This window comes from Leptospira chreensis, from assembly GCF_016919165.1.
Classification (GTDB): domain Bacteria; phylum Spirochaetota; class Leptospiria; order Leptospirales; family Leptospiraceae; genus Leptospira_A; species Leptospira_A chreensis.
Window position 1 is genome coordinate 54,893 of the sequence record NZ_JAFFPS010000010.1, and the last position, 14,064, is coordinate 68,956.

Below are 14,064 nucleotides of genomic sequence, written 5' to 3' on the forward strand. Positions count from 1 at the left end.
TCTTCTAGTTTATGAAATTATCTCTAATGGTGTGTATGCCAATAAGAATTTTTTATCCAAATGAGAACCAAATCGCACTTCGACCTTACGGTTATCCCCTGATCCTGAAATGGTTAAAATCCGACCTTCCCCGTAAACTTTATGGCGTACCTTCGTTCCGACTTGGAAATCTCCGTCGCCCACCTTTGCTTGCACCGATTCAAACTTTTCTTCCGATTTTTGGAACCTTTCGGCCCTTGGGGTAAATTCCGGACGACGCACCCCATACCGATTTTCTGTAAATTCTCCTTCTACAAATTCACTCGGAAGTTCTTCCAAAAATTGGGAAGGAAGCCTTGCATCCACATCTCCAAACTTACGTGTAAATCGCGAAAAACTTATCTCTAAATTCTTACGAGCCCGAGTGATGGCAACATAAGCAAGCCTACGTTCTTCTTCCAACCCGTCCGCGGAATCAATGGATAGAAAATGAGGGAAGGTTCCCTCTTCCATTCCGGCCATAAATACATGATGGAATTCCAATCCTTTAGCATTGTGAACCGTCATAAGGATCACATAGTCCGGTAAATCTTTGGTATTGTCTTCACTTGTGATGAGAGAAATATTGCCAAGGTATTCTTCGAGTGTGGCTTCGGGGTTGTTTTCCTCAAATTCTTTGAGGGCATTTACAAATTCATTTAAGTTGGAGAGCCGAGAAAAAGAATCCTCTGTCCCTTCGTTTTCCAAAAATTCCCGGTATCCGGAATGTTCTAAAACCTCATATGCAATTTCTGAGGGAGTTTTTTTTCCAAGGTCTTCCATCGCTGAATCAAACATACGATATAATGATGTTAGCTTCTGCACGGTTCCTTTTTTGATTTCCGGAACCGCTCTTCCTAAACATTCAAATAGAGAAAGACCTTCGTTTACAGAATAAGACAACAAACGACTGACAGTTGTGTCTCCAATCCCACGCGGTGGCGAATTGATGATTCGAAGGAGTGAAGTGGAATCCACTGGATTCACAACAACAGAAAGATAGGCAATTAAATCCTTTACCTCTTTTCTATCAAAGAAACGAAATCCACCAAAAATCTTATAGGGGATGGCTCTTTTTCGTAAGGCTTCTTCAAAGTATCGGGACTGCGAATTGGTTCTGTAAAATACTGCAAAATTCGAATACTTCTGTCCCCTTCTCACTCCGGCCTGGATTTTTTGAACAATCCCTTCGGATTCTTCCATTTCATTTTGGTAAGAAGTGACTTTGATTTTATCGCCCATCGGATTTTCCGTCCGAAGGGTTTTATTAGTCCTTTGTTTGTTATTGGAAATAAGTGCGGCAGCGGTTTCAATGATGGTTTTGGTAGAACGATAGTTTTCTTCTAACTTAACAACCACAGCTTCTGGATAATCTTTTTTGAAGTTTAGAATATTCGAAATATCAGCACCGCGCCAAGAATAAATGGACTGGTCGTCATCACCCACAACACAAAGGTTTTTGTGAAAGGAAGACAGAGATTGTACCAAATGGTATTGGATTTTATTTGTATCTTGGTATTCATCTACCATGATGTATTTCCAAAGTCTTTGGTATTTTTCCAGAATCACAGGAAAATCACGAAACAAAATAACGGTTTTTAAAATCAAATCTCCAAAATCCAAAGCATTCCGTAAGTCTTTTCTTTTTTCATATTCTAAAAAAACGGAGGCAATGGTTTTTGTATAAGAGTCGTCTGCTTTTTTTTTGGCATATTCCTCTGCTGTCATAAAGGAATCTTTCGTAGAAGAAAAAATATTGGCAAGACTCGATGGACGAAACTCTTTCGTATCCATATCTTTGGATTTTAGAATTTCTTTGATGAGTGACTCTTGCATATCACTGTCATAAACAGTAAAATTATTCCCAAGCCCCAGAGCTTTCCCTTCTCGACGTAACAAATACAAACAAAGGGAGTGGAAGGTGCGAACGAAAGGTTCACTATTCCCCTCTGGTAATAAACTCCGGCAGCGGATTCGCATTTCTTCCGCAGCTTTGTTTGTAAAGGTAACAGCTAAAATTTGGTTCGGATAAACTTTATGATTTAAAATGAGATTGGCAATGCGGTAAGTAATCACTCGCGTTTTACCAGAACCCGCACCGGCCAAAATGAGGAGTGGCCCGTCTACCGCTTCAACAGCTTTTTTCTGTTCGGAATTGAGTCCAACTAACTCCACTTAGAATCGCATATCCCCAATACCAAAAACAAACTGAAAACTATTATTGTCTGGATATAACCCAAAAGGTCTCTCTTCTACACCCGTATAACGAATCCTTTGCGCAAAATACAAACGAAGCGGTAATACGGGAATTTGGATCCTTAGACCAAAACCCCAAGAAAATCGAAAGTTTGACATCGATAAGTTTTTACTAGAAAGGACTAGGTTCCCAGGATCATTCACAACAAGGGGTGATTCGGGGAGTTTTTGGCCATAGGAATTATAATTTTCAAAAAGATAAGTTTCCACAGGTTCCGAATATCTTTGGGCACGAACGAGGGAATCATAGTTCCTGAAGAATTCTTTTCTTTCTCCGACAGCCCGGTTGATCTGTTCATACATCGCACCGGCATCGAAGAAAATTACAAACCAGAGTAATGAAGGTTCAATCGGGAATCTTAACTCGGAAGTAAACAAGACCCTACTAGAACCACCATCTTTCCATTCATCAGGATAGTATTTATCATCAAAAAACCATCCACGAAGTGATTCATATCCCCCGAGGAACAAACGGTCCTGCACTTGGATATAAGGAATTCGTTCTTTGTCCTGATTTTTATACTTAGGTGTTCTTTCAAAAGTAAACACAGATGAAGTTCTGAATTGTTGTACGACTCGCCATCGCCTAAGTGCGTTTTTGCGAATGAGTCCAAAAAAAGTATAATCGAACCAAGTATGGTAGTATTCTAAAATGGGACTGAATTGGTCAAAATGCGACTCTCCACCAAGGAACTGCCCCACATTGTCCACAGAGAAAATTAAATTAAAACCTTGGGTTGAATTGAATACGTTATCTCTACTATCATAAGCAATACCATTCGTAAGTTGCGAACGAAATTGCCATCCGCGATCCACTTCCGCAAGTACTTGGTCTGACACAAGTGACGTCGGTCTTGTCGATGCGAAAAAAGACGGTGAATAACGATGGAAGTGAGTCCAGTTGATGAGAAATCTATGGCCAAGTCCCGCACTCACACCCACCCCGGAACGTTCATAGGAAGCAACTTCCTTAATCCCTTGGTTGTTGTTTTCTGTGATGGAGGTGGCTCCCACAAACAAAGTTCGGGAAGAATAAAATGCGGAAAGAGTCAGTGACCAAGGTTTGTCCATAAACCAAGGTTCTGTCCAAGATATTTGCAAATAACGTCGGATTGGTCCAAACTCCACACGACCTGTGATTTGTTGCCCAGATCCATTTAAGTTATTTTCACCTAACTGAGTAAAGATGGAAAATCCGGTAATGGTTCCATAACCACCCCCCATGGAAACAGTACCTGTTGGTTGCTCCACAAGTTCTATGATGAGGTTCATTTTGGTTTCGTCAGAACCCGGCCTCATATTAAAGTTTACTTCTTTAAAGTATCCTAAGTTAAAAATACGTTCCCGAGATCGGTTTACAAGAGTGGAATTAAAAAGGTCACCCGGTTTGAAAAGGAGTTCCCTTCGAATCACCCGGTCTTGAGTTTTTTTATTTCCTTTGATTATGATATTTTCAATAAAAGCTAAGTTATTTTCACGAATGGTAAAATCTACGTGAATGAACTTTTTACCCCTTAATTTGGGTTGGTCTTCATAAACCTTTCTTAATTTAGCAACATTTAGGCGATTGTATTCTTCATTACAATCGGAGGTTGCATCCGCACTACCTCGTTTATCACAATTTTCATAACGTGCCAAGGCAGCATCACTCAGTTCGATTACCTTTCTACGAGGAATGACCTGAGCAAACAAATATCCTTTCGCAGAATAAGCTTCGTTGATGGAGGCCCGGTCTTTTTGGAATTTGCTTTCATCAAAAACCTCACCCACATCGGCCGGGGCAAATTCAAATTGATCTTCTAAAAACTTAACAGGATAAACAGGAGACCATTCTTCTTTCGGAGTTCCAATTGGGTTATTTTCTTTGTTTAAAAATTGAGGCATCCCACTGGGAGCGATCGTCATATCATGACTTGTCGAATAACCGTTATAAAAATACTGTTCGCCTTCTATAATTTTAAAGTTAACAATAACGACTCGTTTGTCTTTCTTTTGAGGATTTTCCCAACGAATTTCCCAGTTAGTTCCTTCGTTACTGAGCTCCGCATCGACATAACCTCGGGATTTCAAGTAGGCGGCAATTTTTTGTTTGTCCGACTCAAAAGCAGATTCTTTAAATACACCCGATTCAATGATCCCACTTTCTTTTAAGTCCATGATCCCTTGGAGATCATAGGTATCGATTTCGCTATTTCCAAAGATATTGATTTTACTAACGGGAATTTCTTCCCCTTCATCAATGATGAATTTTACTTTTACCGTGTTTGTATCAGGATTGACGGGTTCTGTTTCAAACCGAACGTAAGCGAGAAAAAAACCTTCATCCCTATATTTCTTTAAAATCACTTCCTTCGATAGAGTGACTTTTTTCGGAGTGATGACTTCGTTTTCTTTTAAGGGAATTTTATCGCGTAAGTCAGAAGGGAAAACTTCGTCGGCGCCAATAAAATCGATGTCCTTCACTCGTGGTCTTTCTTTGACAACTACAAGGATTTTAACACCATCCCCATCCGCTTCTCCTTGGATATCGATATGATAAAAGAATCCAGAAACAAATAGAGCACGCATATCTGCATTGAGTAAACCTTGAGACAACTGCATCCCGGGACGCATGTCCATTAAATCTAAAATATCATCAGAGGAAGTATTGATATTCCCCTTAAACTCAACTTTAGTAATGACTTTATCTAAGAATACAGTTCGATTCGACCAAAGGGATACCCACTCTGCCGAAACCAGTAAAAGGAGAGATAAAACAAAAAGACTTAAAAACTTTATTTTTTTTCGAATATTCAAAAAATCACTTAGATGTGCCTTTTACCATTGCTAGGTTAAAGCGACTAACACCCGCAGCATTGACTGCATCGATTACCTTAACCACAACTTGGTAGGACGCACCACCATCTCCACGAATAATGACTTTGTTCTTTTTAGGATCTCTTTCTTTTTCGGGACCAAGGAACCCATTGATTTTTTCAGTGAGTCCCTCCAGAGCAACCGGTTCCGAATTTTGATCCAAATATATTTTCCCTTGTTTGTCCACAGTGATCACAAGCTCATCTTTTTGTTTTTCTTTTGCAACACTGGATGAACGTGGCAACTCCACTTTCAATGCTGTGTTTTTTTCCAAAGTTGCATTCATCAAAAAGTAAATCACTATAAAGGAGATAACATCGATGAGAGGTGCAAGCTCGATGTTATTAAATGATTTTTGCGGTTTGCGAAATTTCATTTAGATTTATCGTTTATTTAGGTGAGGTAACACCAAATCAGTTACGTTTTCCATTTCTATAATTCTTTCTTCTTTCATTCGAGAAAAAATATTATAAAAAACGTAAGCGGGAATGGCTATGGCAAGACCCATGGCAGTGGTAATCAATGCTTCTGAAATTCCGACTTCAGCACCTTGAGTTCCTGCGCCTTCTGCAAAGGAACGCACAATTCCGATTACGGTTCCAAGAACTCCGAGTAAAGGACCAATTGTTGCAATGGTACCAAGACCAGTTAGATAACGTTCCATTAGATAGATTTGGCGAAAGCCCTCTTGGCGGATGTCTTCCTCCCAAAACTGAACTCCACGACGTTTGAGATCAAATGCCATTCGAAGGAGAACTGCTGCAGGAGACTGAACGTCTTGGCCGAGCACATCTTTTGCTTCATCCCATTTTTGTTCACGAGCGAGTTCGCGAACTCTTCGGAAATGGTCTTGAGGGATGGCTTTTAATCTCCAGTAATAAACAAGTCGTTCCACGATGATGGTAAAACCAACGATGGATACAAAGATGATTAAAATGGGAATGGTTTGCGGAGGAACCGAGGAAATGATTGAATCTGATTTAGCGAAAGGAAAAGACATGAATGGGACCCCATTGAAGGATTACGAATAGAGTTTTCAGTCTTCCCTTTTTCGCCAAATACTATTTTTACGACACTAACCTGCTTTTTTCATCAGTAAATCTGTGGCTGCTTTTAAGACCGCAGAAGTCAACTGTTTACCACCGATCATCCGAGCGAGCTCCCGTTTTCTTTCCTCAAAGTCAAGAAGCGAAGCATGAGAAACCGTTCTGCCAGCTTCTTGGCGTTTTTCGATCTTAATTTGGTGATCCCCAGAGGCTGCCACCTGTTGGGTATGTGTGATGAGGAGAATTTGTGAGTTTCTTGCTAGTTTTTTAAGCTTTGTTGCCATTGCTTCCGCTGCTTCCCCACCAAGACCTGTATCCACCTCGTCCAAAACCAACATTTGCGGCGAAGGCGCTTGTTTCCCGAGAACACTCCTAAGGGCAAGCATCACTCGTGACAACTCACCACCTGATGCTACCTTGCGAAGCGGACGCGGTTTTTCTCCCGGATTGGCACTAAAATAGAATTCAATCTGGTCTAGGCCCGATTCCGAAAGGAAATAGGATTTGGATCCTTCTTCTACTTCCCCTTCCGGATTCTCTTCCCAACGAAGAACCACTTGGAGTTTTCCCCCCTCAAGTCCCAAATCTGCCATTTCTTTTTGGACATCCTCTTCAAACTGAGAGATCACATTGCGGCGTAATTTGGAAAGTTGAAATCCTAGTTCCTTCATCTCCGTTAGGCATTGGTCTTTTTTGATTCGTAAAAAATCTTCATCCCCTGCTTGTTCGTTCCAACGTTCGAGTTCCGATTTTTTCTCTTCGAGTAAAAGATTGATTTCGGCCAAACTCACATTGTATTTTTTCTTGAGTTTTTTGATGTCCTGGAGTCTGGACTGAACCATATCCAAACGTTCTGGGCTAAAAAATAATTCCTCTTCTTCTTCTCTGATGACTGATTTGAGAGATTTTAATCTGTCATAAACTTCTTCCCATTCTTCCAACATTTCCTTTTTTTCAGGAATGAGAATGGATACTTTTTGAATGGCATGGATGAGAGTCGGAAACACTTTCAGAATGGAATTTTCCTTTTCTGTCAATTCCTCTAACACCAAACGGTAGTTCTCTGCCAGTTTTTCCCCATTGGCCAAAAGAGATTCTTCGGTAGAGAGAGTATCATCTTCTCCCTCTTTAGGGGAAATCGATTCGATTTCTTCAATTTCATACTCAAGGATTTCTTTTCGTTTGAGCATGGTACGTCTTGTTTCTTCAAAATCGATGAGTTTCTGTTTCCAATGGCGATACTGTTGTAAGGCTAATTTGAATTTATATTTCAAGGATTCCAAATTGCCGTAACGATCTAAAAATTCCAATTGGTTGGATTTTTCAAGTAAGAAGAGTTGTTCATTTTGGCAATGGATCTCGGCCATTGTTTTTCCAAGCTCTCGTAAATGAGTGGTGGAGGCCAAACTTTCTCCAATTTTCACCCGAGCCTTTCCATCCTTCATCAGTTCCTTAGTGATGAGAATTTCATCCCCGGTATAACGAAAGCCCTGTTCCATCAAATAGTCTTTGGTTAGGTTTTGACCGGTAAGAGAAAGGACTGCCTGTAAAGAATACCTCTCTTTCCCTTGGCGGATATTGGCTGTAGAACAACGCCCTCCAAATAAGGAAGCCAATGCATCGAAAATTAAGGATTTTCCTGCACCAGACTCGCCGGTAAAGACAGTGAGACCATCCGAAAGGGAAAGTTCTAGGGATTCGAAGAGTGCAAAATCTTTAATTTTCAAATGTGTAATCATATAGACTCCTGTTTGCTACACATACAACTACTACTTAACAAACAAGTAGTCAATAAAATTTTTTAGAAATACACAAAAAACGCAATTTCTCTCCCTTCCGTTTTTGAAACTTTGGTGGAAGAGGCCCTAATGAAAGATCTAGAAGGAAAAATCCACCTTGTCTCGAGCCTTCCCTTATTTCGAAGTCTCTCTCGTAAAGAAAAGGTTTGGGTGGCCGAATCGGTCCATATTGTCGAATCCGAACGGGATGAAGTATTATTCACTGCCGGGGACGCCGACCGGAGTTTATTTTTAATTCTCTCTGGTGGGATCAAATTGTTTCTCCCCAAAAAAGGAGAAGGAAAACGAGAAGAAGAAGTCCAATATCTCAAAAAAGGCGAATACTTCGGAATCCAATCCCTACTCACTGGCGAAAAACATAGCCATACAGCTGTTACTGTTACCGATTCAAGATTTCTTGTTCTCTCCCAATCTGGATTCCAAAAGTTAATCCAAAAAATTCCTTATCTCTCCATCACTTTCTCTAAAATGCTCACCAAGTCTCTCCGGGGCGAACTCCTGGGAGGAAGGGAATACTTTCGTAATTCGGTGGTTTGTCTTGTGCACTCCGACCCCGTTGCCAGTGATCATTTGGCAAAAGATTTAGTGGCATCCATAGAAGAAGAATCGGGAAAAAAATCGGTAGTCCTTCACTTTGGTCAAAATGGACAAACAGAAAATCCTTATCTAAAATCTTATAAATTCAAAGATTCTGACCGCATCAAAGAAACCCTTGGGAAACACTATGCAAGCCATTCCTTTATTTTTTTGGAAGTGTTTCCTGACACGGACGAAGAACTCAAACGTCTGTTAATTGATGAATCCGACCATATTGAAAATTATCTTTCTCCTGATAAAAAAATCAATCTTTGTGATTCCATTACCAGTGAATCCAAGGAAAATGAAATTCTCTATCACGAAACCAATATTCGGGATTTGATCGACCATGGAAAATGGGAGATCCATATCAGACGAAAGGCAAGAGAACTTTCTGGAGTACAAATTGGTGTGGCTCTCGGCGGAGGTGCTGCCCTCGGTCTTGCCCAAGTCGGAATCATGAAGGTGATGGAAGAAGAAGGGATGGTTCCTGATATGATTGCGGGAACGAGTATCGGGGCAGTCATTGGAGCCTTCTGGGCCAGTGGACTTGGTTACAAAGGAATCTTACCTCTCCTTGCAGAAATTGATAGTATCTTCAAAATGTTTAAACTTGTGGATTTGTCTTTCCCTGGACAAGGACTACTTCATGGAAAACATGTTCGTACCCTTCTCGAAAAATATTTGGGAGATTTGTATTTTGAAGACTTACCCATCAAACTCAGACTGATTAGTTGTGATATCTCCACTAGACAGGAAATTGTTCTTTCCGAAGGAAAGGTGCTCGATGCGGTGATGGCAAGTATTTCGATCCCTGGCGTTTTTGTTCCCCAACCCCAAGAAAATGGAAAAACCTATGTGGATGGGGGAATTGTGAACCCGCTCCCGGTATCGGCTCTCACTCATGAAGGGGTGCAAAAGATCATCGCCATCAATTCCATGCCGAGTTCCAAAGATGAAATGAAAACAAACAAACTTTTGAATTTGAATGTTTTAGATATCATTGTGAATAGTTTGTATTCCCTCCAATACCGAATTGGAAAGTACAGCGCCCAGGAAGCAGATGTGTATTTGAATCCAATCCTCCCCAATTCCAATTGGTTTGAGTTTTGGAGGAGTGCGGAATTCATCCAACTAGGGGAAACCGTTGTGAAAAGTTCCCTAGAGGAAATCCAACAGCTGTTTAGCGAAAAAACTTAATCTCTATCTGGCGAGAGGATGACAATATTAATCGGATTTCTTTCGTTTCTTTCTGACTCTGGAATGGATTCAGAAAATCGAAGGGCTCCGGTAATCACCGTACCTGTCGTGAGACCCGCAAAAATTCCTTCTTTTTCATAAAGGTCAGCTTGCAGGTGCAAGGCTTCGTCTTGAGTGACATGGAAATAATGATCAATGAGTTTCGGATCATAAACTGCTGGAAGTTGGATTCTTTCCCTTTCTTTCGGGTTATCTGTTTTTCCATATTCCATAAAGGGCGAGTTTTGTTTTCCCGCAATGATGACTTTCACTCTACGGTCTTGGGATTTTAAATACCGACCGATTCCAGTAATGGCCCCACCGGATCCGGGAGCGGAAATGACAGCATCCACTTTTCCTTGTAAGTCTCTCCAAATCTCAGGCCCTGTGGTTTTGAAATGGAAATTGGGATTTGCGGGATTGGAGGCTTCGTCCGGAATCCAGCCACCGATTTTTTTGGCTTTTTCTTCGGCAATCTCTGTTAGCCTTCCGAGATCCGATTCATTGCTTACGGAAACTTCGGCCCCATAACTACGGAGGAGCTGGATGCGTTCGGGAGCCGTATGCAGAGGAACCAGACAAAATACCGGGTATCCTTTTACCTTTCCGATCCAAGTAAAACTTACCGAAGAAGAACGAGCACCCACAAGGACAACAGACATTCCCTTCTTTAGTTTTCCTCTTTTTTCCGCATCCAAATACATTGCAAGAGCGGTGCGATCTTTGGCAGAACCAGTAGGATTTAAAAATTCGGCTTTGAGGTAAAATTGCACTCCTGTATATTCCGATCCAATTCGATTCAATCGGATGAGAGGAGTGTTTCCAATGAGTTGGAGGATATTGTCCTGAATGGGTTTGGCAACGGAAAGTTCCTTTCCAAAGATACCTTGTACATTGTTAAGAGCCTGCAGTAGACTGTTGCCGAGGTCATCGATGCCTTTGGAAATTGGATCTATCATTATTTTACTTTAATCAGTTCCACATCAAAGATAAGAGTTGAATTTGCAGGAATGGGTCCGATCGCACGAGCACCATATCCATACTGAGGAGGAATGGTGAGTTTTCGTTTTCCACCTTCTTTCATTCCGACAATCCCTCGTTCCCAACCTTGAATCACTTGGCCTTGGCCCAATTGGAAACTAAAAGGTTCCCCACGATCCACAGAAGAATCAAATACTTTACCGTTGGTTAATTTTCCTGTGTAATGAACGACAACTGTCGTTCCACGAATGGCCTCTCTCCCTAACCCTTGTTTGGTGTCTTGGATGAGAAGCTCTTCTGCGAAAAGTCCAGCGGTTACAAATAAAAATCCGACAAAAAGAGAAAACAGTTTCATACAGCGATTATACAGTTTTTGCGTATAACCAGGGAACTTCTTTTTGGTTCTTTTCCTCAAATTTTTGAATAAAATCGGCCTTTTGAAGAGTGAGTCCAATATCATCCAAACCATGGAGAAGGCAGTGTTTACGAAAGCCGTCCACTTCAAATGAATATTTTTTCCCGTCTTCCGTAATCACCACTTGGTTCTCTAAATCGATTTCTAGGTTAGCACCAGGTTTTTTATCGATGGTTTGGAAGATCTCTTCGATCTGAGCTTCCGGTAGAACGATGGGCAACATTCCATTTTTAAAACAGTTATTATAAAAGATATCTGCGTAAGACGGAGAAAGGATGGAACGAAATCCATAATCTTCTAAAGCCCAAGGAGCATGTTCTCTTGACGACCCACAACCAAAGTTGTCCCGAGTGACAAGAATGTTGGCGCCTTGGTATCTTTCTGCATTGAGAACAAATTCTGGATTTGGTTTTTTTCCCGCATCATCCAAAAATCTCCAGTCATGAAATAGGTGTTGGCCAAAACCTGATCTTTCAATTTTACGAAGGAATTGTTTCGGAATGATTTGGTCTGTATCTACGTTTGCCTTATCTAATAAGGCTGCGATTCCTTTTAATTTCGTAAATGCTTTCATCTTATTTCCACTCCCGAATGTCTACAAAATGACCTTCTACTGCCACTGCCGCAGCCATAGCAGGTCCCACAAGGTGGGTGCGTCCGCCCTTCCCTTGTCTTCCTTCAAAGTTCCTGTTCGAAGTGGAAGCACAACGATCCCCAGGGGAAAGAACATCATCGTTCATCGCAAGGCACATAGAACAACCAGGGTTTCTCCATTGAAAACCAGCTTCCAAAAAGATTTGGTCCAGTCCTTCCGATTCTGCTTGTCGTTTCACTCGACCAGAACCGGGAACAATGATGGCCTCAACTTCTTTACTTACCTTTTTACCCTTAACAGTGTCTGCCACCACGCGGAGGTCTTCAATGCGAGAGTTGGTGCAAGATCCGATAAACACTTTGTTCACTTTGACATCGATGAGTTTTTGGCCCGGTTTTAAATCCATATAAGCCAGAGCGGACTCTGCGGATTTTTTTTGAATGGGGTCGGTAAAATCCGAAGGTCCTGGGACAGGAGAAGTCACAGGAATCACTTGGCCAGGGGATGTTCCCCAAGAAACCATAGGAGCAATTTCACTAGCATTGAGTGTCACTGTTTTATCAAACGTAGCCCCAGCATCTGTTGCATAAGCTTTCCACTTAGCAGCTGCTATGTCAAAAGCCTCTCCCTTAGGAGCAAAATCTCTTCCTTTGATATAATTTATGGTTGTGTCATCTGGGGAAATCAGGCCTGCACGAGCGCCGGCTTCAATTGCCATATTACAAATTGTCATACGGCCTTCCATACTCAGAGAACGAATTGCTTCTCCCGTGAATTCAATCACATAACCTGTGGCTCCATCAGTTCCAATTTTACCAATGATCGCAAGGACAATGTCTTTCGCAGAAACAAGAGGAGATAGTTTTCCATCCACTCGGATCTCTAAAGTTTTTGGTTTCTTTTGGACCAGAGTTTGTGTGGCAAGAACATGTTCCACTTCCGAAGTTCCAATTCCAAAAGCGAGTGCCCCAAAAGCACCATGAGTGGCTGTATGGGAATCCCCACAAACAATGGTCATACCCGGATGGGTCAGTCCAAGTTCTGGTGCCACCACGTGAACAATTCCATTGTCCGGGTGGTTGATATCAAATAATGTAATTCCGTTTTCTTTACAATTGTCCATCAGCGTTTGCATTTGAAGGACAGAGATGGGATCAACAGATTTCCAGTCGCGAGTTCTTGTGGAAACGTTGTGATCCATAGTAGCAAAAGTCGCATCGGGACGACGCACTTTTCTATTGGTTAATTTCAAACTTTCGAAGGCCTGTGGGCTTGTCACCTCATGGACTAGGTGTCTATCGATATAGATGAGGCAGGTCCCACCATCATCCTCGTGGACCAAATGGTCATTCCAAATCTTCTCAAACATGGTTTTCATAACTAGACTCCCCCACTTCCAGTCATAACTCGGACACGGGGTGGTATGTCCAGGGAATTTGGAAAAATAGAGCAGTTCTACGGGGTTTGCACAGTAGAACCGTTTACATACGTTCCTGAAATCCCTGAACAGTGAGCAGCAGCAGTTCCTGCGCCCCCCGTGAGAGGTGCTGTATAGACACTGATGATATAACCAACACTGGACTGAGTTACTTTGCAGGATCCCACAACACTGGTCTCTGTACATTTAGACGTTTGTTTGGTTCCCGTTAGACAACTGGTTAGGTATCCGTAATAATTTTGGCAGACACCGCCGCCGACCGCACAAGCAAATTTAAAGGTCTTAATCGATCCACCGTTCAGAAGGTCAGAAAGGTCAGAATCGGAAATGGTCTGAACGGGAGTTCCATCCGTAAGGACGGTTAAGGGATTGGCGGTGGCACTTTCTTTTTGGTAAAGATAAATCAAATAACTTCCGGCCTTTGTGAAAGTAATGATTGTGGCGGGTGCATCCACTTTGGAATATTCAGTTCCCTCTTTGGCAAGTACTGCTGAGGAAAGATCCAAAGGACAACTGGTAGACACATAAGTGGCAACCTTCGCATAACGTGAAAGTACGACGCGAGTTCCGATTTGGGCTCCGGCAATTTGCATCACCGCATAATAGGTATCTCCGGCGAGAGAAAAGGATACCGATTTGGAAGTAGTCGTGATTCCCGTATACCCTGCTTTAATCTGTGTTCCTAGGCCTGCGACCGTACAACCATTATCCCCCGATTCTTTTGCAAGTAAAAGGGAAGAGGTTGCCGTATCATCAGAGGTCTCTCCCGAACAATGAACGCTTGCTGAAAGTAATCCGAGTACCAATAAAAAAACAAATTTCTTTCCTATCATCCGAACCATATC

Annotated in this window: 11 protein-coding genes; 1 reads left to right on the top strand and 10 read right to left on the bottom strand. The window is 41.8% G+C overall.

Annotation, left to right across the window (positions count from 1 at the left end; all coding sequences use genetic code 11):
* Positions 1-9 precede the first annotated feature (9 nt).
* The 5 genes from JWG41_RS03275 to recN all read right to left on the bottom strand — a co-directional run bounded on the left by JWG41_RS03275 (position 10) and on the right by recN (position 7,915).
* Positions 10-2,193 carry an ATP-dependent helicase gene (locus tag JWG41_RS03275; protein ID WP_205268526.1) on the bottom strand — a complete coding sequence of 728 codons (2,184 nt, stop codon included), beginning with the start codon at positions 2,191-2,193 and terminating at the stop codon, positions 10-12.
* Complete coding sequence (locus JWG41_RS03280; RefSeq protein WP_205268527.1) at positions 2,194-5,070, bottom strand: BamA/OMP85 family outer membrane protein; 2,877 nt, start codon at positions 5,068-5,070, stop codon at positions 2,194-2,196.
* 4 nt (positions 5,071-5,074) lie between these two features.
* Positions 5,075-5,506 carry an ExbD/TolR family protein gene (locus JWG41_RS03285; RefSeq protein ID WP_205268528.1) on the bottom strand — a complete coding sequence of 144 codons (432 nt, stop codon included), beginning with the start codon at positions 5,504-5,506 and terminating at the stop codon, positions 5,075-5,077.
* Between the two features lie 6 nt (positions 5,507-5,512).
* Positions 5,513-6,130, bottom strand: a complete 618-nt coding sequence (locus JWG41_RS03290) for a MotA/TolQ/ExbB proton channel family protein (RefSeq protein ID WP_205268529.1) — start codon at positions 6,128-6,130, stop codon at positions 5,513-5,515.
* A gap of 75 nt (positions 6,131-6,205) precedes the next feature.
* On the bottom strand, positions 6,206-7,915 hold the full coding sequence (gene recN, locus JWG41_RS03295; RefSeq protein ID WP_205268530.1) for a DNA repair protein RecN: 1,710 nt from the start codon (positions 7,913-7,915) through the stop codon (positions 6,206-6,208).
* A gap of 129 nt (positions 7,916-8,044) precedes the next feature.
* Between recN and JWG41_RS03300 the strand changes: the two genes are divergently transcribed.
* Positions 8,045-9,751 carry a patatin-like phospholipase family protein gene (locus tag JWG41_RS03300; RefSeq protein ID WP_205268531.1) on the top strand — a complete coding sequence of 569 codons (1,707 nt, stop codon included), beginning with the start codon at positions 8,045-8,047 and terminating at the stop codon, positions 9,749-9,751.
* Here the strand turns inward: JWG41_RS03300 and JWG41_RS03305 are convergent.
* The 5 genes from JWG41_RS03305 to JWG41_RS03325 form a co-directional block, all read right to left on the bottom strand.
* Positions 9,748-10,749 (bottom strand): PLP-dependent cysteine synthase family protein, encoded by a 1,002-nt coding sequence (locus JWG41_RS03305; RefSeq protein ID WP_205268532.1) that lies wholly within the window; start codon positions 10,747-10,749, stop codon positions 9,748-9,750. The genes JWG41_RS03300 and JWG41_RS03305 overlap by 4 nt on opposite strands.
* The gene (locus tag JWG41_RS03310) at positions 10,749-11,126 is read right to left on the bottom strand and encodes an FKBP-type peptidyl-prolyl cis-trans isomerase (protein WP_205268533.1); all 378 of its coding nucleotides are present in this window, start codon (positions 11,124-11,126) and stop codon (positions 10,749-10,751) included. Before JWG41_RS03310 ends, JWG41_RS03305 begins: the two co-directional genes overlap by 1 nt.
* A 7-nt stretch (positions 11,127-11,133) precedes the next feature.
* A complete protein-coding gene (gene leuD, locus JWG41_RS03315) occupies positions 11,134-11,760 on the bottom strand; it encodes a 3-isopropylmalate dehydratase small subunit (RefSeq protein ID WP_205268534.1) in 627 nt (208 codons plus the stop codon).
* Position 11,761: 1 nt separating this feature from the next.
* Positions 11,762-13,159 carry a 3-isopropylmalate dehydratase large subunit gene (gene leuC / locus JWG41_RS03320; protein ID WP_205268535.1) on the bottom strand — a complete coding sequence of 466 codons (1,398 nt, stop codon included), beginning with the start codon at positions 13,157-13,159 and terminating at the stop codon, positions 11,762-11,764.
* Positions 13,160-13,236: 77 nt separating this feature from the next.
* Positions 13,237-14,052: a hypothetical protein gene (locus tag JWG41_RS03325; RefSeq protein WP_232373646.1), complete on the bottom strand. Its 816-nt coding sequence runs from the start codon at positions 14,050-14,052 to the stop codon at positions 13,237-13,239.
* Between the last annotated feature and the right edge of the window lie 12 nt (positions 14,053-14,064).